The organism is Streptomyces sp. NPDC001606 (assembly GCF_053596835.1).
The window spans coordinates 181415-200715 of record NZ_JBSFHC010000005.1 but is presented as its reverse complement, the minus strand read 5'-3'; the positions used below and the strand labels follow the sequence as shown (position 1 = coordinate 200715).

The window sequence follows — 19301 nt, the reverse complement described above, 5'->3', positions numbered from 1 at the left end:
TGGGCTCCTAGTAGGTGAGGGACAGAAGGTGGTGCACGAGGGTGATGAGGGCGTGCGCCGCGGACTGTTCGTCGCGTACGTCGCAGGGGACGACGGGCGTGTCCAGGGACAGGTTGAGCGCCTCCCGGATCTCCTCGATGGGGTAACGGGGCGTGCCGTCGAAGTAGTTGACACCGATGGCGTAGGTCAGTCCGAACCGCTCGACCAGGTCCAGGACGGGGAAGGACTCGGAGAGCCGTTCGGGGTCGACGAGGACCAGTGCGCCGAGGGCGCCCCGGGACAGCTCCTCCCACATCTCCTTGAAGCGTTCCTGCCCGGGCGTGCCGAACAGGTACAGGACCACCTCCTCGTTGATGGTGAGGCGGCCGAAGTCCATGGCGACCGTGGTGGTGGTCTTGTCCGGGGTGCCGGACAGGTCGTCGAAGCCCTCGCTGGCCTCGGTGATCTCTTCCTCGGTCCGCAGCGGCTCGATCTCGGAGATGCTTCCGATGCACGTGGTCTTCCCGACCCCGAAGTGCCCCACCACGAGGACCTTCACCGCGGTGCGGACACCTGAATCCAGGTACACGAATCACGCTCCGAATCGAGCTTTGAGGCCGTCGAGCACGGCGTTCAGCACTTCTCGGTCGACACGTTCGGCGCGCGGCACGGGCTTGCGCGCGACGATCAGACCGTTGTCCTCCATCTGCGCCAGCAGAATCCGGACGACACCCAGCGGCAGATGGGTGTGGGCGGCCACCTCGGCCACGGACAGGAATCCGTCCTTGACCAGGTCCAGGACGAGACGGGCCTCCGGGGACAGCGTGCGTGCCGACGCGAAGGCGTCCTCGCTCGCGGACACCAGGGTGGTGCGCTCGTAGGCGTTCTCCGGGGGCAGCGAACGCCCGTTGGTGATGACGAAGAACGGGACTAACGCCGAGGTCAGCTCAAGTCCCTCGTCCGGCTCGTCGGTCACGTGCGGCTCGCCTCCCCGTGCGGTGCCAGCTCTCCGCTCAGCCGCGGTACGACGCTGTGCAGCCGGGTGGTGAACTCCTCGATGTCGGCGTCGTGCTGGGCGGCCGCCGCCAGGAAAGCGCCCCGGCCGGCCGAGATCAGGAAGATCCAGCCGTGCTGGAACTCGATGACTGTCTGCCGCCACTGGGCGTCCGGCTGCGCTCCGGCGAACTGCGCGGTGGCGCGGCTGTAGGCGTGGATGCCGGTCATCGCCGCGGAGATGGTGTCCGCGAGGTCCTGGCTCATGCCGGTGGTCGCGCCACGCGGCAGCCCGTCGGCGCCGAGCAGGACGGCGTGCCGGGCGCCCCGCACCTCGGCGATCACCTCGTCGAGGTCCGCGATCGGGATCCCGGTGCCCCGGCCGTTCCCGTGCCGGGGGTGTCCTGCCTGGTCGCCGGGGGCTTCGTCGGCGTGCACCCGGGGCGGCGAGGTCAGGTTGTTGCCGAGCCGGGCGACGAGCCGGTGCATCCGGAAGGAGATCTGCTGCATGTCGACGTCGGGCGCCGCGGCCGCCGCGAGATAGGCGCCCTGCCCGGCACCGATCAGAAAGATCCAGCCGTGCGAGAACTCGATGATCGTCTGGTTCCACTGGCGGTCCTCGCCGGTCCCGGCGAAGTGCGAGGTGGCCCGGCTGAGCGACTGCATGCCCGCCATGGCGGCGGAGATGGTCCGCACGTCGCGCTGGGCCATGCCCTCGGTCGCGCCGCGCGGCAGGCCGTCCGCGGAGAGCAGGACCGCGTGGCGTGCCTTGGGCACGTTGGCCACGATGTCCTCAAGCATCCACGACAGGTCTTCGATCATGCCTCATCCGACCCTTCGGACGGGGCCGCGGCGAGGTTGCGGCCCGAGAGCGTGCCGCGCTGGAAGGCGCCGAGGCTCCGGCCCGCCGCACGCCCGGCCTCCTCCGGTGCCGCGGGGGGCGGCGCGGTGGTGTCGTCGCGGTCGGGGACGCTGGCGATGGGCACCTGACGTGCGCCGCGCCGGGGCAGGCCGTGCGCGGTGCGGGCCACTGGCTCGGGGCGGCCGACGGGGCCACGGACAGCGGCCGTACGGTCGTCCTCCACCGGAGCGGTCTCCTCCTCGGTCCACAGTTCCTCGGGCAGCAGTACGACCGCGCGCACACCGCCGTAGCGGGAGATGCCGGTGACGTCGACCCGGAAGCCGTACTGCTGGGCGAGCAGGCCGATCACCGGGAAGCCGAACTTGGGCTGGTTGCCCAGCTGGGACAGGCGCGGCCGGTAGTCGCCGGAGAGCAGGGCGCTGGCCTTCTGCCGCTCCTCGTCGTTCATGCCGACACCGGCGTCGTCGATGACGATGCACAGGTTGCTCTGCACGCGCTGGAACGTCACCTCGATGGGCGAGCCCTGCTGCGAGAAACTCGCGGCGTTGTCGAGCAGTTCGGCGACGGCGAGCGCCACCGGCGAGACCGCGGACGCCTTCAGCGCGAAACCGGTCTGCTGCATGATCTCGACACGCCGGAAGTTGCGGATCTGGCCCTGCGCGCTGCGCACCACGTCGTACACGCTCGCGGGCCGGTTGCGACGGCCCAGCGGCGCACCGCACATGACCGCGATGCCCTGTGCCTTGCGGGCCATCTGCGCGTTGGCGTGGCTGACTTCGAGCAGGTCGCCCAGCACGGAGTGGCCGCCGTACTTGCGCTGGATCTCCTCCAGCAGCGCCAACTGCTCGGCCGCGAGGCTCTGGAGGAAGCGTGCGGAGCCCTTGAGGACGGCCTTGGTGCTGTCCTCCGCCGCCTCCTCGGCTTCCTGGATGGTCCTGGCGTGCTCGGTCCGGTGCTGGTGCAACTCCGCTCGTAAAGCGGCTGCTTGGGCCTCGACCTCGCTCAGTCTCTGCGTGAGCAGGGCCTCGGCCTGGGCCTTCTTCGCCGCTATGGCCTTGTTGCGACGACTGAGGGCCACGGCCGCGACGACGGCGATCACCGTCACCGCAACCAGGCACCACACAAGTGCGTCTCGATTCATGGAAACCTTTCCTGGCGTGTAGCCTGCGGCCGTTGACGGAGGGACGCCGCGCGAACCGGGGGCACGACCGGCTTCCAGGACGACTTGGCCGCGATGTGGTCGAGTACCGGGCCGAAATCGTTTTCTACGGCGCCTCAGCCGAGGGGACCAAGGTCACAGACGCGGGGATGCTATCACCCACTTAGGTGAACCAGCGCACCCCGGAGACCCCCCAACGGCCCTGTTCCCCGGGGGGTTTGCATCCCTTTGCGTACTGGTCGGTTCCCGTTCCGGAAAGCGTGACCGGGGACATTTCCGACGGTCGCCGGGTATATGCCCCCGGCGACTGCGTCAGCGGAGCCGCGCGGCGAACGCCTGGTACGCGCGGTCGTCGAAGAGGACGAAGCGCACTTCTTCCACGGCGGTCGGTGTGGTCCGTACCGTGTCCACCGCGATCCGGGCCGCGTCCTCGACCGGCCAGCGGTAGACGCCGGTGGAGATGGCGGGGAACGCGACGGTGCGGGCGCCGAGTTCGTCCGCGACCCGCAGGGCCGCGCGGTGGCAGGAGGCGAGCAGCTCCGAGCGGTCCTCGGTGGCGGACCAGACCGGACCGACGGTGTGGATGACCCACTGTGCGTTCAGCCGGCCCGCCGTGGTGGCGACGGCCTCCCCGGTGGGCAGACCCCGGCGGTAGCGGGAGGCGCGCAGGGCGCGGCACGCTTCCAGGACGGCCGGGCCGCCGCGCCGGTGGATCGCGCCGTCCACGCCTCCGCCGCCGAGCAGCGAGGAGTTGGCCGCGTTGACGACGGCGTCGGCGTGCTGTTCGGTGATGTCGCCCCGGACGAGGGTGATGGCGGTCATGTCTGCCTCAGTCTCCGCCAGACGGCCTTCGCCGCATTGTGCCCCGACATGCCGTGCACACCGGGTCCGGGCGGGGTGGCCGAGGAGCAGATGAACACCGCCGGATGCGGCGTGTGGTACGGGAACAGGGACAGTCGGGGCCGCAGCAGCAGCTGGAGCCCGGAGGCGGCGCCGCAGGCGATGTCGCCGCCGACGTAGTTGGCGTTGCGGGAGGCCATCTCGGCGGGGCCGGCGACGGCGCGGGCCAGCACGCGGTCGCGGAAGCCGGGGGCGAAGCGCTCCAGTTGGCGCTCCATGGCGTCGGTGAGGTCGCCGGACCAGCCGTTGGGAACATGGCCGTACGCCCAGAAGACCTGCTTGCCCTCGGGGGCCCGGGTGGGGTCGGCCACGCCGGGCTGCACGGTGATCATGAAGGGCCGGTCGGGGGCGCGCCCCGCGCGGGAGGCGGCGTGCAGGGCGGCGCCGATCTCGGTGTGGTCGGCGCCGATCTGGACGGTGCCGGCGACCCGGGCCTCGGGCGCGGTCCAGGGCACCGGGCCGTCCAGCGCGTAGTCGATCTTGAAGACGCTGGGGCCGTAGCGGTACCCGGCGTAGTAGTCGCCGAAGCCCGCGATCCGGGCCAGCGCGGTCGGCGAGGTGTCGAAGACATAGGCGCGGGCGGGCGGCAGGTCGTCCAGGCGCTTGACCTCGTAGTCGGTGTGGACGGCACCGCCGAGGTCGGTCAGATAGGCGGCGAGCGCGTCGGAGATCGCCTGGGAGCCGCCGCGGGGCACGGGCCAGCCGCGGGCGTGCGCGGACAGGGCGAAGACCAGGCCGATGGCGCTGGTCGCCAGTCCGTTCAGCGGTGCCATCACATGGGCGACCAGTCCGGCGAAGAGCGTCTTGAACCGCTCGTCCTGGAAGCGGCGCATCAGCCAGGTGGACGGCGGCAGCCCGGCCAGGCCGAAGCGGGCCAGGGTGACCGGGTCGCGCGGCAGGGCGGTCAGCGGCAGGGACATGAAGTCCCGGACGAGGGTGTCCCAGTGCGCGAGCAGCGGCTCGACCAGCCTGCGGTACGCGCCGGCGTCCCGGGGCCCGAAGGAGGCGGCGGTCTCGGCCACCGACCGGGACAGGACGGCCGCGCTGCCGTCCGGGAAGGGGTGCGCCATCGGCAGCTCCGCGTGCAGCCACTCCAGGCCGTAGCGGTCGAGGGGCAGGTCCCGGAAGGCGGGCGAGTTGATGCCGAGGGGGTGGGCGGCCGAGCACGGGTCGTGCCGGAAGCCGGGGAGGGTCAGCTCCTCGGTGCGGGCGCCGCCGCCCACGGTGGACTTGGCCTCGAACAGGGCGACGGAGAAGCCGCGGCGGGCCAGCTCCACGGCAGCGGTCAGTCCGTTCGGCCCCGCACCCACCACGACCGCATCGAGCATCGACGGCACCTTCGGACCCCTTCGTCAGCCGACGGCCATTCAGGATCAGGATATGCCGGGGGACTGACACTCCCCCGGCCCGGGGCCGCCGCGCCCGGGTCAGGCCGCCGTGCGCAGCAGTCCGGCCACCCGGTGGGCGGTGGCGGTGTCACGGGCGGCGGTGAACGGCAGGGCGTTGTCCCCGGTCACCCGGAACGGCTCTCCGCTGCGGGTCAGGTGGGTACCGCCCGCCTCCTCGACCAGGAGCAGCCCGGCCGCGTGGTCCCAGGCGGCCTCCCAGGAGAACGCGACCGCGTCCAGGCGGCCGCTCGCGACGGCGAGATACTCCAGGCCCGCCGAGCCGCAGGGGCGCGGGGCGAGGCCGTCGCTCCACAGCGGGAGCAGCGCCTGCTTCTGCGCGCCGGTGGTGTAGTCCGGGTGGGAGGTGGCGACGGTGAGATCCCGGCCGGGCTCGGGGCTCCCGGCGACGAGCCGCTCGCCGTCCAGGAAGGCACCCCGGCCGCGGACGGCGAGGGCGAGCTGGTCGCGCGCGGGGGCGTAGGTCCAGGAGGCGAGGACGGTGCCGTGGTGGGCGAGCGCGACCAGGGTGCAGAAGCCCTCGTCGCCGTGGACGAACTGCCGGGTGCCGTCGACCGGGTCCACGATCCAGACCGGTATGCCGCCCTGGATCGCGTCGTACGTCGCCGGGTCGGCGTGCACCGCCTCCTCGCCGACCACCAGCGAGCCGGGCAGCAGGGCGCCGAGCGCCTCGGTGAGCCGCTCCTCGGCCCGCCGGTCGGCGTCCGTCACCAGGTCGTGGGGGCCGCTCTTCTGGTCCACCTCGTGGGCGGCGAGGCGGCGGAAGCGGGGCAGGATCTCGGCTTCGGCGGTCTTGCGGAGCGCTTCCTCCACGTCGGCCGAGCAGCGGGTGAGAAACTCCTCGATGGTTTCCCTGGTCTCTTCGATCATGCCTCCATGAGAGCACGCCCCACTGACATCGCCCGCCGCCCGGGTGTACAGGGGCTGGAATCGGCATGACGAACAGGTGCCGCCGCGCCCTGTTCAGCGGCCCACCGCGTACCCCTGCATGCCGCGCGGGTTGGCCGCCGCCGAGAGGATGCCGGTGTGCGGGTCCCGGGCCACCGCGCACAGGCGGCCCTCGGACCAGGCGGGTCCGACGGTGACGTCATGGCCGCGCCGGCGCAGTTCCTCGACCACGGCGGGGTCCGTGCGGGACTCCACGGTCAGGCTGCCGGGGTGGCGGCCGCGAGGGTGGAAGGAGCTGGGGAAGCTGTCGTTGTGCCAGTTCGGGGCGTCGATGGCGCCTTGCAGGTCGAGACCGCCACGGACCGGCGGGCGCAGCGCGGCGGCGAGGAAGAAGTGCAGCTGCCACTGGTCCTGCTGGTCGCCGCCCGGGGTGCCGAACGCCAGGACCGGGACGCCGTCGCGCAGGGCGAGGGACGGGGTGAGGGTGGTACGGGGGCGGCGGCCCGGGGTGAGGGAGTTCGGCAGGCCCTCCTCCAGCCAGGTCATCTGGAGCCGGGTGCCGAGCGGAAAGCCCAGTTCGGGCACGACCGGGTTGGACTGGAGCCAGCCGCCGCTGGGCGTGGCCGCGATCATGTTGCCCCAGCGGTCGACCACGTCCAGGTGGCAGGTGTCGCCGCGGGTGGTGCCGTCGGCGGCCACCTCCGGCTCGGCGGGAAACGCCGCGACGGTCGGTTCGCCCGCGCCCATCGGGTCGAAGCCGCGGCCGGTGCCCTCCGGCACGCACGCGTGTGCCTGCGCGGGCAGCCGCGGCGCGCGTCCGCCGGGGCTGCCGGGCCGCAGCTCGTACGAGGCCTTGGCGCCGACAAGGGCCCGCCGCGCGGTGTTGTACTCGTCCGACAGCAGCTCGGCGAGCGGCACCTCGGCGGCGTCGCCGTACCAGGCCTCCCGGTCGGCCATGGCGAGCTTGCAGTTCTCGACGAGCAGGTGGACGTAGTCGGCGGAGCCGGGGGCGGGCAGCTCGGGCGGGAGCAGGGCGAGCTGCTGGAGCAGGGCGGGTCCCTGGCTCCAGGGGCCGGCCTTGCACACGGTCCAGCCGTTCCAGTCGTAGCGCACCGGTGGCTCGTAGGACGCCGACCAGCCGGCGAGGTCGGCCTCGGTGAGCGTGCCGGTGTGCCGTGCGCCGCTGGTGTCCAGGGTGGGCCGGCGGGACTGCCGTACCAGCGCCTCGGCGATGAAGCCGGAGCGCCACACCTCGCGGGCCGCGTCGATCCGGGCCTCCCGGTCGCCGGCCCGCGCGGTCTCGGCGAGCAGCCGCTGCCAGGTGGCGGCCAGGGCGGGGTTGCGCAGGAGCGCACCGGGCCGGGGCGCCCTGCCGCCCGGCAGATACACCTCCGCCGAGGAGGTCCACTCCGTCTCGAACAGCGTCCGTACGCTCTCGACGGTCGCGCCGACCATCTCCACGGGCGGGTGCCCGTGCGCGGCGTACCCGATGGCGTACTTCAGGACGTCGTCCAGGGACTTGGTGCCGTGGTCGCGCAGGAGCAGCAGCCAGGCGTCGAAGGCGCCGGGCACGGCGGCCGCGAGCGGACCGGTCCCGGGCACCAGGTCCAGCCCGAGCCCCCGGTAGTGGGCGACGGTGGCACCGGCCGGAGCCACGCCCTGCCCGCACAGCACCCGCACCTCGCCGCCCGCCGGGGCCAGCAGGATCGGCACCTCGCCGGCGGGCCCGTTCAGATGCGGCTCCACCACATGCAGCACGAACGCCCCGGCCACGGCGGCGTCGAAGGCGTTGCCGCCCTCCTCCAGCACCGCCATCGCGGACTGCGAGGCGAGCCAGTGGGTGGAGGACACCATGCCGAACGTGCCCTGGAGGGTCGGGCGGGTGGTGAACATACGGCTCTCACCTCGCTGCGATCGGAGTGTCCATCGTAGGGTGCCGGGACCCTCTCGATCGGGTGAACCTTCCTGGCGGGCTTCCCGTTCGCGGGGTCTTCCCCTGCTCCGCGTCCACGGTGCGGATCATGCGGCACGGAACTCGCCGGCGAGGCCCTCGGGCTGTAGCCCGGATACGCCGGACGGCCGGTGGGTCCCGGGGGTCCGGGGCCGCACCGGCCGTCGTCGTACGGCGGGGCGTACGGGCCGTGGTCAGTCCTTACGGCCCTTGAGGTGCCGTACGTCGTAGGACCGGATGCCGCGGCCGTGAGTGGCGGCGTACAGCCGGCCGTCGGGGCCGAGGCGCAGCTGCATCACGGCCGTGGTGGGCAGGTTGTGGCCGAGGACCAGCCACTGCGTGGCCCCGGCGGGCCGGTAGAAGGTGGCGAGGTCGGTGCCGAGGGCGAGGCCGCCGTTCGGCAGGAGCTTGACCGCGTCGGCGGGGACGTCGGGCAGGTTGGCCGAGATGTCCCTCCAGTGCGCGCCGCCGTCCCTGGACTCGAAGACGTGGCCGACGCCGGCCCCCGGGCCCTCGGTCCACCTGCGGGAGAAGCCGTTCATCGCCACGTAGACGTGCTGGGCGTCGGCCGGGTCGATCTCGAAGCCGGAGACGTAGCGGTTCGGGACGGTGCCGTCGACCGGGAGGTTCAGCTGGTGCCAGCCAGTGCCGTCGGCCTTGCCGACCGCGATGCCCCGGGTGAAGCCCTGGTTGTTGCAGGGGCCGCACCAGCCGACGTACACCGTGCCGCCGGAGGACGCCACGGCGGTGGCCACATGGCCGTCGCCGAGGTCGTAGGCGCTGGTCCACTCCTTGCCGGAGCGGATCGCGAAGCCCTTGGTCTGCACCCACACGTGCCGGCCGCCCGCGATCCAGGTGTGCGTGTCCTTGGCGTCGGCGGTGATCGGGGCGATGAAGCGGGCGCCCGCGCCGCCCAGGTCCTTGTCCGGCGGGGCGACCTCGTACTCGGTGGCCTTGGCCGGGTCCGACGACCAGGAACCGTCGTTCACACCGCAGTTCTGGGTCACCCACATGTCCAGGTAGACGTACTCGGCGGCGATGTTGCAGCCGTTGGCGGGGTCGGCGATGGTGTCGCCGCCGTCGCCGCCGAAGTTCGAGCCCATCACCCTGTCGTGGCCGCGCAGGATCGACTGGCCGTTGTCCTGGAGGCCGCCGGTGACCGAGACGCCGCCGTGGTCGAGGTCCCTGCCGACGCCCACGGAGTAGTACTGGAGGGCGTCGATGGTGCCGTCGTTGAGGGACTGCCAGTCCTTGGCGTGGCCGCCGGAGTCCACCGCGCCGTTCAGCGGGCGCCGGTAGATGCCGCCGTCGTTGCCGACGTAGGCCCAGGTCTTGCCCTTGTAGCTGCCGATCGCGACCGCGTGCTGGTCGGAGTGCGTGGTGGGCGAGCAGTCGCCGGTCTGCTTGGCCGGGTCGATGCTCCAGCAGGGGAAGGGGAAGTTCCAGTACGGGCCGGGGGTGGTCCAGCTCTGGCCGCCGTTCTTGGTCTCGAAGACCTCTTCCAGGCCGAGGTAGAGGTGGTCGGCGTCGGCCGGGTCGACCTGGAGGAACTGGTTGTACCAGGACTGGATGCCGGGCATGTAGCCCGCGCCCTGCAACGCGGAGCCGGACGCCTTCAGCTTGGTGTAGTCGGCGATCTGCGTCCACGGCCCGAACGGGGAGCCGTTCTTGGAGACGTACACGCCCTTCAGCCCGCTGTCCGGGTTGGCGGCCATCTGCGCCGGCGACTGGTCGATGGCGTACAGGCGCGAGCCGTCGGCCGCCGCCGCGAACGTCATGTTGCCGACGTCGGCACTGTCGGTCGGCAGGTCGCCCAGGCCGCTGACCGGCTTCCAGCTGCCGTCGTCCGTCTTCGCGTACAGCCCGTTGTAGGTGTCGCCGCCGCGCCAGCCGACCGCGAGCAGGACCTTGCCGGGGTCCTTGGGGTCGACGGCGATGTCGTTGGCGATGTTCTTGTACGGCGCGCTCGGGTCGTCCGCCTTCGAACCGCCGGGCAGATAGTCCGGGTTGGGTGCGAACTCGTGCTTCCAGGGGCCGGAGAGGGTGGTCGTGGAGTGCGACCAGACACCGGTGCTGGTGGCCGCCCACACCGTGGTGCCGGCGAAGCGCAGCGCGTGGATGACGGTGGACTCCAGCTCCGCGCCGCCCACGCGGTCACCGGGCTGGAACTGCCCGTGGTGCGGGTCCTTCAGTACGTACACACCCGTGCCGACGAAGGACGTCGCGCCGGTGTTGGACTCGCCGGTGGCGTACCAGAGCCGCTGCCGGCCGTCCAGGGCGAGGGTGCCGGTCGACAGGGAGGGCAGCGCGTCGGCGATCGGCTTCCAGTGGCCGCCGCCGGTGGTGGAGCGGAAGACGCCTCCGTTGGCGCCGCCCGCGTAGACGTAGCCCTGGTCGTCGGCGGCGATCCCGGTGATCCGGCCCGTCACCTTGCCGGCGCCGCCGCTGGAGTTGGAGTTCACATCGCGGTAGCGGCGGTCGTCGGAGTCGTACGCCTTGTCCGTGACGTGGTTCCAGCTGCCGGGCGTGTGCCGCATCGACTGCAACTGCTGCCAGGCCGCCCCGTAGGCGCCGGGCGCGACGACGCCGGGGGCGGTGCGGGCCTCGGTGAACTGGGCGGTGGACTCGGCCGAGTTCTCCGCCTCGTCGCCGCCGTCGTCATCGCCCTCGGTCGCGGTGAGGGCGGACATGCCCTGTCCGGCACGCACCGCCTTGATGTGCTGCCGGCCGATGGCGGCCTGGTGGCGTGCCTGCCAGGGCCTGGGTCTGGTGTCGTGCGGGGCCGCGAACGACTGGGTGCTCACCAGTCCGAACGCGGCCGCCACGACGGCGCAGGTCATGAGCCGTCGTCGCTGTCGCGGGGCCGTCATGCCCTCTCCTCCCTGCACCGGGCATATCGGGGTGTCCCGGCGCAGAGGGGATCTTGGCGTGGTCACAACAGTCGCAGATAGGGCTCCCAGGAAAATATGGCGTGGTGTTTACCGAGCACCGCACATGAACCCGATCATCACCAACTCGGCCACGGGGAGCCGGAGATGGTGATGTCACGAACAGAAGCGATCATTGCCCCCCGCTGGCTTCCCCGCTCCTCTACTTTTCGTCGCATGAGCGAAGAAACCCCTCTCTCGCCGTACGCGACACTGCGCGATCTGGCCCCCTTCGGAGCCTGGCGGGACCTGACCGACCGCCCTGCCCGCCGGCACCCCGCCGGGGTGACGCTGCTCCGCCAGGGAGAGCCCGGAACTCATGTATTGGTACTGGACTCCGGCCTGGTGAAGGTGGTTCGCAGAAGCGCGGACGGCCGCGAGAAGCTGCTGTCCTTCCGTGGTCCGGGAGAAGTGCTGGGCGAGATGGCGGTACAGGACGGCGACGCCCGGCTCGCGGACGTCCAGACCATTACTGAATGCAAAGTGATCTCCGTTTCCGCGCACGACTTCCGTGACGTCGTCAGGAGGTACGGCCTCGGGGAGCAGCTGGCCCGGCTCGCGCTGAGCCGGCTGCGCGAGCAGACCCAGGCGGGCGAGGGCGACCTCGACCGGCGGCTCGCGGCCGCGCTGCTCCGCCTCATGACGCTGTCCGGTGAGCACACGTTCCGCCTCACCCGGGTGGAGCTGGCCCAGCACCTCGACACGGGCCGGCGGTCCGTCAGCGAGGCGCTGCGGCGCCTGGGTCCGGAGTGCGTGCGGGTCGGCCGCACCTCCGTCCAGGTCGTCGACGAGCGGCGGCTGCGCGCCGTACTGCGACAGCGGACCGCCGCCTGAGCCGGATGTGACGGCCGACACGCTCCGTCGGTGCCGCGGGAACGGAACTCCCGCCGTTTCCCCGCGAAGCTCGACGGAGCACGGCCGGCAGACCCGGCACGGCTCAACTCCCTTGTCGTACAGGCGTTTTACCGAAGGAGAGACAATGCACGTCGACGCCCAGGCACCGCCGGTGACCACGGCACTCCCCTACTCGCACAGCCGCCCGCTCCCCCCGTACCGCGGCATCCTGGCCGTGGACGTGGAGGGCTTCACCGCGCGCCCGGCGATCGAGCACGAGGCGCTCAGCCGGGCGGTGCCCGAGCTGGTCAGGACCTCGCTGGCGCGCGCCGGGCTGGCCGAGGTGTGGGACACCCGGCTGTTCCCCGCCACGACCGGCGACGGCTACGTCCTCGGCTTCGACCCCAGGCTGCTGCCGCTGGTGATCCATCCCTGGCTGGACACCCTCCAGGACGTGGTCGCCGAACTGAACGTGCACGGCGCCGGACTGGCCCGGATCAGGCTGCGCGTCAGCCTGCACATCGGCCCGCTCCCCGACACCGGGGACGCCTTCGGCGGCAACGGAACGGCACGCAACGACACGCACCGGCTGCTCGACTCCCGTCCCGTCAGGGCCGTGCTGGCCCAGTCCCATGAGCGGGTCACGCAGGTGGTGGCCATCCTGTCCGACCGCTGCTACCAGGACGCCGTCGCCTCCGGGTACACCGGGCGGCCCTGCGAGCAGTTCATCGAGGTGCCGGCGACCGTCGAGGGCAAGGCGTTCGCCCAGCGGGCCTGGCTGTACGTGCCCTCGCCCTCCGGGCCGCTGTCCGTACCGCCCGGCCGGCCCGCGGCACCGGAAGAGGCGCCGGAGGAGGCACCGAAGCAGGCACCGGAAGAGGCGTCGGCGAAGGCCGCGGCGGTCGGCCTGGGCCGCGCCGTCATCGGGGTGCTGCGTGCCGACCGGGGCATCGTCAACACCGGTACCGTGCACGGCGGTCAGCACCTGACCGCCCTCGGTCCGTCCGCGCGCCCGGATGCGGAGGAGCGCCATGACGGCTGAGGACGACCCGGACGACGTCCTCGACGCCCTGCTGCCCGGGGTCGCCCGGGTCAGGGGGACGGTGGTCGTCGCCCCGCACGGGACCGTCAACACCGGGACCGTGCACGGCGATCAGCGCTACGCGCCCGCGGACTCCCCCGCACCCGGCGGCCTGGGCCTGCCCCCGGTCCGCCAGGGGCCGGTGCGGGCGAAGGAGCTCCGGGCGGCCCGCGCCCACTTCGTCCCGCCCGCCGGATACACCGACGCCCTGGAGGCGCTCGGCTCCGGAGTCCTGTTCCTCGTCGGCGCGCCCGGCACCGGCCGCCAGACGCTGGCGCTGAACCTGCTGGCGCACGAATGTGCCGATCCCGCGCTGGTCCAGGTCGACGGGACCGTGGACCTCGCGCACTGGCGGCCCCGGCCCCACGGGACGCACGGCTTCCTGGTGATGAACCTGGCCGATCCGCTCGCCCTGCGGCCCTGGGACATCGAGCGCCTGGAGCGCGAGCTGGAGGAGGCCGGTGCCCGGATGGTCGTCGTCCTGCGGGAGACACCGGGTCTGGCACGGGCCCTTGAGGAGCGGCTGGGCGTGTGCGCGCTGCGCCACCGGCCGCCCCACCCCGGGAAGGTCTTCGCGCGCCACTTCGCCCGCCTGTGCCCCGACCCCGGGGAGCGGGCCCGCCGGCGCAGACGGGTGGGGCCGGCCGCCCTCGCCGCGCTGCTGCCGCCCGGGCTGCCGCCGGGCAAGGCGGTGCGGGTCGCCGAGGCGCTGTCCGGCCCCGGACCCGCCGGCCGGGTGACCGCCGCCGCGCTGACGGCCCGGCTCGCCGCCGCCGAAGCCGCGCGGCTGCTGTCCGGCGCGGACACCGGCCCGGGCTTCGGCTCGGGCCCCGGTACGGACGGCGATCCCGTGCTGCCGGCCCACCTGTTCGCGGTCTGCGTCCACCGGGGACTGGACCGGGACACCGTCCTCGGCCGGGCGGCGGACCTGCTCGACCTGGTCCGCGCCGACCGCGCTGCCGCAGACCCGGCCGAGACGTCACCGCGCACCACAAGGGGCGTACAGGCAGTCGCACCAGCCGTCCTCGCGGCCGTCGGGGCGCGGTGCACGGTCCGCGAGGACGGCGACGGCACCGTCGACCTCCTCTGGCCCGCGGTGGGCGAGGCGGTCTGGGACGTGGTGTGCCGGGAGCGGACGGAGTGGCTGCCGCTGCTGCACCGCTGGCTCGGCACGGCCGCGGACGAGGTGCAGGCGGAGCACGCCGCGCGTGCGCTGAGCGCGCTGGCCGCGCGTACGGCCGGACGGAGCCTCGGGCTGGTCGAGGACCTGGTCGGCACCGGGCCCTGGACGGCCGTCGAGGTCGCGGGGCTCGCCCTCGCCGCCCAGGCCCGCCTCGGCCGGGCCGCCGCCCCGGCGCTCGCACTGCTGGAGGCGTGGAGCCACGCGCCCGAACCCGCGTGCCGGGCCGCGGTCCTGGCCGCCTGCCGGCCCGACGCCGAGGCCCTGCCCGCCGAGACCGCCCTGCGGCTGCTGCGCCAGGTGCTGGACGCCCTCGTCGACGACGCCGACCCCACCCCCACGGCCATGGGCGTGTCGGCGACGCTGGTACGCCGGTTCGCCACCGGTTCCGCGCACACCCGGCAGGTGATGGTGCGTCACCTGGCCGAGTGGGCGGCGATCGAGGACCTGCCGGGGCTGGTGGCCGTCCTCACCGTCCCCGCCCTCGTCGCCGAGGACCCCGGCTGGTACGGCGAGTTGCTGACCGCCGGGCAGGAGGGCGCGGACCAGGTCGCCGCCCTCGTGTGCCACGCCCTGGACGAGGCGATGGCCTACCCCGCGATGCGGGACACGCTGCTCACCTGGTGCGCCGGGGCGGCCGGGACTCCGGAGCGCGAACGGCAGCTGGACGAGCTGTTCGCCCGGCTCGTCCGGCAGCGCAACCCCGGCAGCCTGCGACTGCTGAGGTCGATCGACCGGGCCGGGGACACCACACCCGGCAAGGCGCTCGCCGAACGGTCGCTCGCCGAGTGGCGCGCCGGAGCCGTGCCGGAAGGCGCCGACCAGAGCGCCTGATCCGCACAGCCCTCTCCGGCGCCGCCCGGGCTCCCCACCACCGCCGGACACATCCCTGCGGCACCCCATGCCCCCTCACCACCCGAGGAGATCGATGACACCCTTGCCCCCGTACCCCACCAGCCTCTTCACGCGCTTGGAGCGGGAAATGGCGGGCCGGGAACCGCTGCCCGGGCTCCGGCTGGACGACGGCTCCGGCGCCCCCGGCACCGCCCTGACCCCCGCCGAGGCACGCCCCCTGCTCTACGACCGCTGCGCACCGGCCGCCGTACGGACCTCGCTGTGGCACCAGATCGCCGCGCTGGCCCGCGAGGACACCGACGGGAACGGCTGGCTGCTCGGCGCGGTGTGGTGCGCCCTGCCCGGGCTGCGCCGCCACGCCTTCGCGATCGTCCAGCGCCTGGGCGCCGAACGGGACGACGTGGAGGCGGAGATGCTCACCGCCTGCCTGGAGACCCTGCGGACGATCGAGCCGGGCACCGCCGACCCGGGCTCCGTGCTGCTGCGTGCCGCGTGCACCCGCGCCTGGAACACCGCCGGGCAGGCCCGGGCCGAGCGGCCCGTCGAGGACATCCAGGTCGCGGCGGCGGTCCGCCGGGACCGGGGCGCGCTGTGGCAGGCGGAGTTCGACGGCGGTACCCGGCCGGAGGGGCTCGCCGCGACCCTGCGGATCACCGTCCCGGCCGACCGGGCCGAGGGACTGCGCCTCGGCGCCCTGGCCGCGGAATGGGGCCTGACCGAGCGGGTCGCCACGGCCCGCCGGATCCACCGCGGCCGCCGGGTGGGCACGCTGTCCCTGCGGCCCGGGAGCGGCCGATGACCGGGCGCCCGCCGACCCCGCTGACCTTCCGGGAGGTCCTCGACCTGCCGGTCAGCGTCGATCTCCGTACGGCGGCCCGGGCGTACGGCATGTGCATGGCCACCGCCTACCGGCTGGTCGCCCTCGGCACGTTCCCCTGCGAGACGGTCCGGGTCGGCCGCCGGCACCGTGTCCTCACCACCCGTCTGCTGTCCTCGCTGGGCATCGAGGAGCGGCCCGTCTACGCCGACGACCTCGGCGACGGCGTGGCGCTGACGCTGTTCGACTGAGCCCCCTTCGCCTCACTTCCCTCACCTCTTCCTTCCCTTTTCTCGGAGGTACTCCGTCATGCCCACGTGTCTCGCCCTCGGTCCCACGGCGCTCTTCCACGAGGAGGTCGTGCGGCCCGTATGCGAAGAACTGGAGCTGTCCCTGGTCCGGGCCGACCAGCTCGCCGACCCGAGCCCGCTCGGCGACCGGCTCGTCCGGCACCTCGTCGAGGAGGACGTGGTCGTCGCCGATCTCACCGGGGGCCATCCGTCCGTGGTGCTCGGGCTGGGGGTCCGGCACGCCGCCGGCCGGCGCACGGTGCGTCTGGTGCAGGCCGGGACGGTGCCGGCGGGCCTCGACGCGTTCCCGGCGCTCGAGTTCCCGCCGCTGCCGCTCGGCCGGGCCGTGGCGCGGGCCCTGCTGCGGGCGGCGCTCGCCGAGGAACTGGGCCGGACGGCCGTACCCGCCCCGGGTGGGGGGTACGGCGAGGCCGCGCCCGGGTGGGAGGAGGCCCCGACCGCGCCGGAGGAGAACGGGCCGGGACTGCTGGAGCTGGCCGTGAGGGCCGAGACCGAGATGGGGGCCATGGCGGAGGACATGGCGATGGTCGAGGCGGCCTTCGAGGACCTGGGCGCGATGGCCGAGCTGTCCTCCGAGGACCTGCTGCGGGCCAATCTGCCGGGCGTGCCGATGAGCGCGCAGCTGGCCGCGGTCAACCGGTTCGCCAAGTCCATCGAGGGCCCGTCGGCCGAGCTGGAGGAGGCGGCCCGGCGGCTCGCCGGCCGGATGGAGCTGACCTTCGGCGCGCTGCGCGCGTTCCTGGAGTGGACCGGCGAGACCCCGCGCGCGGAGTGGCCGGACGGCATCGACTCCCTGCTCGACCAGATGATCGAGCAGTCCCGGGAGATGCGCGAGGCGGCCACCAGCGCCGAGGAGTTCGAGTCCATGCTGATGTGGATCGGCCGTACCAGCAGCCGGGTGCGCAGGCCGAGCCGGAAGATCGTCGGCTCCCTGCGGACGCTCATGGGTGCGGTGGCGCCGTTCGAGGAGTTCGAGCACATGGCGCGCACGCTCAGGAAGGCCTGAGCGGGGCCGTGCGGCCCGGCCGGTCAGGGGCCGCGGGGGAACACCGCGGCCCTCCCGGTCGTTGATCTCGTGCGGCAGGAGGGGAGGACCGGACAGTGCACGGTGAGTACAAAGTGCCCGGCGGCAAGCTCGTCGTCGTCGACGTGGAGGTCCAGGACGGTGTGCTGCGGCACGTGCGCGTGGCGGGCGACTTCTTCCTGGAGCCGGACGAGGCACTGGACGCGGTGAACCGCGCCCTGGAGGGTGCCCCGGCGGACACCGACGCGTCGGGGCTGGCCGCCCGGATCGAGGCCGCGCTGCCGGCGGGGACCGTGATGTACGGGCTGACCGCCGAGGGCGTGGGCATCGCGGTGCGCAGGGCGCTCGCGCACGCCACGGACTGGACGGACTACGCCTGGCAGCTGATCCACGAGGGCCCGCAGCCGCCCGCGCTGCACATGGCGCTGGACGAGGTGCTGACCGCCGAGGTGGCCGCGGGCCGGCGGCCGCCGACGCTGCGGGTGTGGGAGTGGGGCGCCCCCGCGGTGATCATCGGCAGCTTCCAGTCGCTGCGCAACGAGGTCGACCCCGAGGGCGCCGCCCGGCACGGGATCCAGGTGGTGCGGCGGATCTCCGGCGGCGGCGCGATGTTCGTGGAACCGGGCAACACCATCACCTACTCGCTGTCGGTGCCCGACTCCCTCGTCCAGGGCCTGTCCTTCCAGGACAGCTACGCCTATCTGGACGACTGGGTGCTGGGCGCCCTCGGCGAGATGGGCATCCGGGCCTGGTACCAGCCGCTGAACGACATCGCCACCGAGCAGGGCAAGATCGCGGGCGCCGCGCAGAAGCGGATCGTCGGGCCGGGCGGCGGGCCGGGCGCCGTACTGCACCATGTGACGATGTCGTACGACATCGACGCCGACAAGATGGTCGAGGTGCTGCGGATCGGGCGGGAGAAACTGTCCGGCAAGGGCACCGCGAGCGCGAAGAAGCGGGTGGATCCGCTGCGCCGCCAGACCGGGCTGCCGCGCGCCGCGGTGATCGAGCGGATGATCGACTCCTTCCGCGCGCGGTACGGCCTGGAGCAGGGCAAGATCACGGACGAGGAGCTGGCCCGGGCCGAGGAGCTGGCGCGGACCAAGTTCACCTCGGCCGAGTGGACCGCGAGAGTGCCGTGACCGTCGGGGGCTTGCTTCAGGGAAGGGTCAAGAGCTGCCCTCGCCCCTCCCAAACGGTCGTATGAGTTCCGTGTACGTCGGAACCGCCGTCCCCACTTAGCCGGATTTGCTCCGCCGCCCGCTGGCTACCGTGGACGGGCCCGATTCGGCCATGCAGAACCACGGGGAAGAGGTGACGGCGGTGGGGGCGCCGAAGCGTTCTCGGCTGCGCGATTTCCTGGAACCGGAGCCGCCCGCCGGGCCGCCTCCGAAGCAGGCACCGGAAGCGCGTCCGGCCCGGCTGCGGGACCTCCTGACCGGCGCGCCGCCGCCGCGGGCGGCCGGTGACGACCGCCGCCCCGGCCCCAGGCCGGGGGTGCCCGCCTACCACACGCCGGTGTGCGTTCCGGCGCATCCGCGCTCCGTCGCCGGGACCGGCGGCGACGGCCGCCCCGCGCGCGTGCCGTTCGTCGTCCTGGAGCTGTTCCAGCACCCCGCGCACGGCACGGTCGCCTTCGCCTTCAGCACACCGGCGAAGCTGGCCGAAGCCCTCGGCGAGGCGCAGCCGTGGGTCGCCGCCTCGCTCGGCCCGCTGGCCGAGGGCGTGCGCGCCCAGGGCGTCACCGTGCTGGTGGACCCGCGGGTGCCGCCCGGCCGCCACCACTGGGAACCGGCCGACCTGGCCGCCTACGCACGGGAGGTGCGCACGCCATGACCGACTTCACGGTGATCTACGACGACCTGTCCACGCTGGCGAAGACGTTCCGCACCCAGGCCCACGACTACCGCACGCTGCACGCCGACGTCGCCCCCGCCATGGCCGCCGGCGGCGATCCGGGGCTGGACTCGGCCATCAAGGAGGTCGCCGACCTCATCGTCGCCCTGCACATCGGCATGGCCGACCGGCTGGACGACCACGGCGACAAGGTGGCGTACGCGCGGGACTCCTTCCACCGGCACGACGTGGACGTCCACGGTGTCTTCGAAGACCTGATGGGCTGAGAGCTGACGGG

General features: G+C 73.4%; 18 protein-coding genes. 9 read left to right on the top strand and 9 right to left on the bottom strand.

The window, feature by feature from the left end:
- Positions 1–7: 7 nt before the first annotated feature.
- The 9 genes from ACWCV9_RS12515 to ACWCV9_RS12475 form a co-directional block, all read right to left on the bottom strand.
- Entirely contained in the window at positions 8–568 is a 561-nt protein-coding gene (locus tag ACWCV9_RS12515) for a GTP-binding protein (RefSeq protein WP_450786003.1), read from the bottom strand.
- A gap of 3 nt (positions 569–571) precedes the next feature.
- Positions 572–955, bottom strand: a complete 384-nt coding sequence (locus ACWCV9_RS12510) for a DUF742 domain-containing protein (RefSeq protein WP_450786001.1) — start codon at positions 953–955, stop codon at positions 572–574.
- Positions 952–1794 carry a roadblock/LC7 domain-containing protein gene (locus ACWCV9_RS12505; protein ID WP_450786000.1) on the bottom strand — a complete coding sequence of 281 codons (843 nt, stop codon included), beginning with the start codon at positions 1792–1794 and terminating at the stop codon, positions 952–954. Before ACWCV9_RS12505 ends, ACWCV9_RS12510 begins: the two co-directional genes overlap by 4 nt.
- Positions 1791–2975 carry an ATP-binding protein gene (locus ACWCV9_RS12500; RefSeq protein ID WP_450785998.1) on the bottom strand — a complete coding sequence of 395 codons (1185 nt, stop codon included), beginning with the start codon at positions 2973–2975 and terminating at the stop codon, positions 1791–1793. Before ACWCV9_RS12500 ends, ACWCV9_RS12505 begins: the two co-directional genes overlap by 4 nt.
- 330 nt (positions 2976–3305) lie before the next feature.
- The gene (locus ACWCV9_RS12495; RefSeq protein WP_450785996.1) at positions 3306–3815 is read right to left on the bottom strand and encodes an O-acetyl-ADP-ribose deacetylase; all 510 of its coding nucleotides are present in this window, start codon (positions 3813–3815) and stop codon (positions 3306–3308) included.
- Positions 3812–5230 (bottom strand): phytoene desaturase family protein, encoded by a 1419-nt coding sequence (locus ACWCV9_RS12490; RefSeq protein WP_450785995.1) that lies wholly within the window; start codon positions 5228–5230, stop codon positions 3812–3814. The genes ACWCV9_RS12495 and ACWCV9_RS12490 overlap by 4 nt, the downstream gene beginning before the upstream one ends.
- A gap of 90 nt (positions 5231–5320) precedes the next feature.
- Positions 5321–6169, bottom strand: a complete 849-nt coding sequence (locus ACWCV9_RS12485) for an inositol monophosphatase family protein (protein ID WP_450785994.1) — start codon at positions 6167–6169, stop codon at positions 5321–5323.
- A 93-nt stretch (positions 6170–6262) separates the two neighbouring features.
- Positions 6263–8080, bottom strand: coding sequence for a gamma-glutamyltransferase family protein (locus tag ACWCV9_RS12480; protein ID WP_450785993.1), 1818 nt, complete (start codon positions 8078–8080; stop codon positions 6263–6265).
- 252 nt (positions 8081–8332) lie between these two features.
- Positions 8333–11008 carry a glycosyl hydrolase gene (locus tag ACWCV9_RS12475; protein ID WP_450785991.1) on the bottom strand — a complete coding sequence of 892 codons (2676 nt, stop codon included), beginning with the start codon at positions 11006–11008 and terminating at the stop codon, positions 8333–8335.
- 234 nt (positions 11009–11242) lie between these two features.
- Between ACWCV9_RS12475 and ACWCV9_RS12470 the strand changes: the two genes are divergently transcribed.
- The 9 genes from ACWCV9_RS12470 to ACWCV9_RS12430 all read left to right on the top strand — a co-directional run bounded on the left by ACWCV9_RS12470 (position 11243) and on the right by ACWCV9_RS12430 (position 19290).
- Positions 11243–11899, top strand: coding sequence for a Crp/Fnr family transcriptional regulator (locus tag ACWCV9_RS12470; protein WP_450785989.1), 657 nt, complete (start codon positions 11243–11245; stop codon positions 11897–11899).
- Between the two features lie 145 nt (positions 11900–12044).
- The gene (locus ACWCV9_RS12465) at positions 12045–12941 is read left to right on the top strand and encodes a hypothetical protein (protein WP_450785987.1); all 897 of its coding nucleotides are present in this window, start codon (positions 12045–12047) and stop codon (positions 12939–12941) included.
- Entirely contained in the window at positions 12931–14994 is a 2064-nt protein-coding gene (locus ACWCV9_RS12460) for a hypothetical protein (RefSeq protein WP_450785985.1), read from the top strand. The genes ACWCV9_RS12465 and ACWCV9_RS12460 overlap by 11 nt, the downstream gene beginning before the upstream one ends.
- Before the next feature lie 94 nt (positions 14995–15088).
- A complete protein-coding gene (locus ACWCV9_RS12455; protein WP_450785984.1) occupies positions 15089–15814 on the top strand; it encodes a hypothetical protein in 726 nt (241 codons plus the stop codon).
- Positions 15811–16083, top strand: coding sequence for a DNA-binding protein (locus ACWCV9_RS12450; protein ID WP_385842973.1), 273 nt, complete (start codon positions 15811–15813; stop codon positions 16081–16083). The genes ACWCV9_RS12455 and ACWCV9_RS12450 overlap by 4 nt, the downstream gene beginning before the upstream one ends.
- A gap of 58 nt (positions 16084–16141) precedes the next feature.
- Positions 16142–17149, top strand: a complete 1008-nt coding sequence (locus ACWCV9_RS12445; protein WP_450785983.1) for a hypothetical protein — start codon at positions 16142–16144, stop codon at positions 17147–17149.
- A gap of 95 nt (positions 17150–17244) precedes the next feature.
- A complete protein-coding gene (locus tag ACWCV9_RS12440; protein ID WP_450785981.1) occupies positions 17245–18309 on the top strand; it encodes a lipoate--protein ligase family protein in 1065 nt (354 codons plus the stop codon).
- Positions 18310–18460: 151 nt separating this feature from the next.
- Complete coding sequence (locus ACWCV9_RS12435; protein ID WP_450785979.1) at positions 18461–19003, top strand: SAV_915 family protein; 543 nt, start codon at positions 18461–18463, stop codon at positions 19001–19003.
- Complete coding sequence (locus ACWCV9_RS12430; RefSeq protein ID WP_450785977.1) at positions 19000–19290, top strand: DUF6317 family protein; 291 nt, start codon at positions 19000–19002, stop codon at positions 19288–19290. Before ACWCV9_RS12435 ends, ACWCV9_RS12430 begins: the two co-directional genes overlap by 4 nt.
- Positions 19291–19301: the final 11 nt, after the last annotated feature.

Excerpts from the sequence above, each read along its gene's own strand:
- ACWCV9_RS12505 (WP_450786000.1), bottom strand. The coding sequence starts at position 1,794 with ATGATCGAAGACCTGTCGTGGATGCTTGAGGACATCGTGGCCAACGTG.
- ACWCV9_RS12500 (WP_450785998.1), bottom strand. The coding sequence starts at position 2,975 with ATGAATCGAGACGCACTTGTGTGGTGCCTGGTTGCGGTGACGGTGATC.
- ACWCV9_RS12495 (WP_450785996.1), bottom strand. The coding sequence starts at position 3,815 with ATGACCGCCATCACCCTCGTCCGGGGCGACATCACCGAACAGCACGCC.
- ACWCV9_RS12485 (WP_450785994.1), bottom strand. The coding sequence starts at position 6,169 with ATGATCGAAGAGACCAGGGAAACCATCGAGGAGTTTCTCACCCGCTGC.
- ACWCV9_RS12480 (WP_450785993.1), bottom strand. The coding sequence starts at position 8,080 with ATGTTCACCACCCGCCCGACCCTCCAGGGCACGTTCGGCATGGTGTCC.
- ACWCV9_RS12475 (WP_450785991.1), bottom strand. The coding sequence starts at position 11,008 with ATGACGGCCCCGCGACAGCGACGACGGCTCATGACCTGCGCCGTCGTG.
- ACWCV9_RS12470 (WP_450785989.1), top strand. The coding sequence starts at position 11,243 with ATGAGCGAAGAAACCCCTCTCTCGCCGTACGCGACACTGCGCGATCTG.
- ACWCV9_RS12465 (WP_450785987.1), top strand. The coding sequence starts at position 12,045 with ATGCACGTCGACGCCCAGGCACCGCCGGTGACCACGGCACTCCCCTAC.
- ACWCV9_RS12460 (WP_450785985.1), top strand. The coding sequence starts at position 12,931 with ATGACGGCTGAGGACGACCCGGACGACGTCCTCGACGCCCTGCTGCCC.
- ACWCV9_RS12455 (WP_450785984.1), top strand. The coding sequence starts at position 15,089 with ATGACACCCTTGCCCCCGTACCCCACCAGCCTCTTCACGCGCTTGGAG.
- ACWCV9_RS12450 (WP_385842973.1), top strand. The coding sequence starts at position 15,811 with ATGACCGGGCGCCCGCCGACCCCGCTGACCTTCCGGGAGGTCCTCGAC.
- ACWCV9_RS12445 (WP_450785983.1), top strand. The coding sequence starts at position 16,142 with ATGCCCACGTGTCTCGCCCTCGGTCCCACGGCGCTCTTCCACGAGGAG.
- ACWCV9_RS12435 (WP_450785979.1), top strand. The coding sequence starts at position 18,461 with ATGCAGAACCACGGGGAAGAGGTGACGGCGGTGGGGGCGCCGAAGCGT.
- ACWCV9_RS12430 (WP_450785977.1), top strand. The coding sequence starts at position 19,000 with ATGACCGACTTCACGGTGATCTACGACGACCTGTCCACGCTGGCGAAG.